The sequence below is a fragment of the Vibrio sp. 1751 genome (assembly GCF_033339895.1).
GTDB lineage: Bacteria > Pseudomonadota > Gammaproteobacteria > Enterobacterales > Vibrionaceae > Vibrio > Vibrio alginolyticus.
The window spans coordinates 1-2,712 of the sequence record NZ_JAWOVM010000127.1; the positions used below are offsets into that span (position 1 = coordinate 1).

Consider the following 2,712-nt stretch of genomic DNA (forward strand, 5'->3'; position numbering starts at 1 on the left):
TCCCCATGCACAGAGTTAGGAAAAGTCTGCTTTATCTAAGGAAATAGGATACCAACTCACGATGAATAACGATTTCACATTTGCTATCAAAAGCATTCGCTTTGATGAGAATTACCAACCATCAGACAACACGCGAATCACTACCAATTTTGCTAATCTGGCTCGCGGAAACTACCGCCGAGAGAATCTGCGCAATGCACTCCGAATGATCGACAATCGTTTTAATGCGTTGGCATATTGGGATAACGCGCAAGGTGACCGCTACTCAGTTGAACTTGAAATCATCTCTGTTGATATGGATATCCAAGGTAGTGGAGAAGCATTCCCATCGATTGAAGTGCTCAAAACTAACATTGTTGATCACAACACTAACGAGCGCATCGAAGGCATTGTGGGCAACAACTTCTCTTCATACGTGCGTGATTACGACTTTAGCGTTTTGCTGTTGGACCACAACAAAAACCAGCCACAGTTCAGCATCCCAGCGAACTTCGGTGATTTGCATGGCAAACTGTTCAAAGCTTTCGTTAATTCTGAGTCTTATAAACAGCATTTCAAAAAGCTGCCAGTGATTTGTCTGAGCGTATCGGACAACAAGGTATACCGACGCACCGAAAATCAACATCCTGTTTTGGGCTTTGAATATCAGCCGAACGAATCTTCGTTGACGGAGCAGTACTTCAAGAAGATGGGCTTACAGGTGCGCTACTTCATGCCACCAAACACTGTTGCACCATTGGCATTCTACTTCTTCGGTGACTTGTTGAACGATTATTCAAACCTAGAGCTTATCAGCACGATTAGCACGATGGAGACATTCCAGAAGATTTACCGACCTGAGATTTACAATGCCAACGCGGTTGCCGGTAATTGCTACCAGCCAAACCTAAAAAACCTAGACCACTCGCTAACTCAAATCGTTTACGACCGAGAAGAGCGCAGCCAACTGGCAGTTGAACAAGGGAAATTTGCCGAGGAGCATTTCATCAAACCCTATCAATCTGTGCTTGAACAATGGTCTGCAAGCTACGCGTAATCGATAACGAGAATCTAGAAAGGAATGACGATGAAAACACTATTACCGACTTCAACGGCTGGCAGCTTACCGAAACCTTCTTGGCTGGCCGAACCAGAAAAACTTTGGTCACCGTGGAAACTGCAAGGTGAAGAACTGATTGATGGCAAACGCGATGCGCTACGCGTCGCTTTGCAAGAGCAAGAATTGGCAGGCGTTGATATCGTCAGTGATGGAGAGCAAACTCGGCAACATTTTGTGACGACCTTTATTGAGCATTTAAGCGGCGTAGATTTTGAAAACCGTAAAACGGTGACCATTCGCAACCGTTATGAAGCAAGTGTTCCGACTGTGGTTGGCCCAGTAAGCCGCACAAAGCCCGTGTTTGTTGAAGATGCCAAGTTCTTGCGTCAGCAAACTAAGCAACCTATCAAGTGGGCACTGCCAGGCCCTATGACGATGATCGATACGCTTCATGATGATCATTACGGTAGCCGTGAAAAGCTGGCTTGGGAATTTGCGAAGATCCTCAACCAAGAAGCGAAAGAGCTTGAAGCGGCGGGTGTCGACATTATTCAATTCGATGAACCTGCGTTCAATGTGTTCTTCGATGATGTGAACGAGTGGGGCATTGCGTGTTTAGAGCGTGCGATTGAAGGGCTGAAATGTGAAACTGCAGTGCACATCTGCTATGGCTACGGCATCAAAGCGAACACAGATTGGAAGCAAACGCTAGGCACTGAATGGCGACAATACGAAGAAGTATTCCCTAAATTGCAGCAGTCAAATATCGATATTATCTCGCTTGAGTGTCATAACTCACGAGTGCCTATTGAGTTACTTGAGTTGATTCGTGGTAAGAAAGTGATGGTTGGTGCGATTGACGTTGCTACCAACGAAATTGAAACACCAGAAGAAGTGGCGAACACACTGCGAGAGGCGTTGAAGTACGTTGATGCCGACAAGCTTTACCCATGTACCAACTGCGGTATGGCGCCTTTGTCTCGTGAAGTATCGACCGCTAAGCTCAATGCGTTAAGTGCGGGTGCGGAGATCATTCGTAAAGAGGCGGTGGGTTGATATTAATACTTAGGCTCCGCACCATGAACTAAAATTAGGGTCATTCTAGCGAGTTTAAATGAGACTAGGAGTCGGTTTACTGCTCGCTAGGAAATAGCGATAACTTCCGCACTTCAAAGCACTCGGTGGGTAGATCCTGAATCACGCTCGTCCCTCGCTGTTCAGGATGACGGATGTTGGAAGATACATTGCTCGCCACAACCCTAGGTATTGGATCTGCTCCAAGAGAGGGTCATTCCAGCGAGTCTAGACGAGACTAGGAATCTGATTACTGCTCGCTAGGAAATGACGATAACTTTCGCACTTCAAAGCACTCGGTGGGTAGATCCTGAATCACGTTCGTCCCTCGCTGTTCAGGATGATGGATGTTGGAAGATACATCGCTCGCCACAAAACCGATATTTGAGCAGCTCCAAGATAGGGTCATTCCAGCGAGTCTAGACGAGACTAGGAATCTGATTACAGCTCGCTAGGAAATGACGATAACTTTCGCACTTCAAAGCACTCGGTGGGTAGCTCCTGAATCACCTCGTCCCTCGTTGTTCAGGATGACGGATGTTGGAAGTATATTGCTTGCCACAACCCTAGTTATTAGAGCAGTTTCAAGATAACGTCAT

2 protein-coding genes are annotated in these 2,712 nt (G+C 46.4%); both read left to right on the top strand.

Translation table 11 applies throughout. The features are described from left to right. Positions 1-61 precede the first annotated feature (61 nt). Positions 62-1,036 carry a DUF1852 domain-containing protein gene (locus R7041_RS21685; RefSeq protein ID WP_064368617.1) on the top strand — a complete coding sequence of 325 codons (975 nt, stop codon included), beginning with the start codon at positions 62-64 and terminating at the stop codon, positions 1,034-1,036. A gap of 30 nt (positions 1,037-1,066) precedes the next feature. After that, complete coding sequence (locus R7041_RS21690; protein WP_064368616.1) at positions 1,067-2,095, top strand: methionine synthase; 1,029 nt, start codon at positions 1,067-1,069, stop codon at positions 2,093-2,095. Positions 2,096-2,712 lie beyond the last annotated feature (617 nt).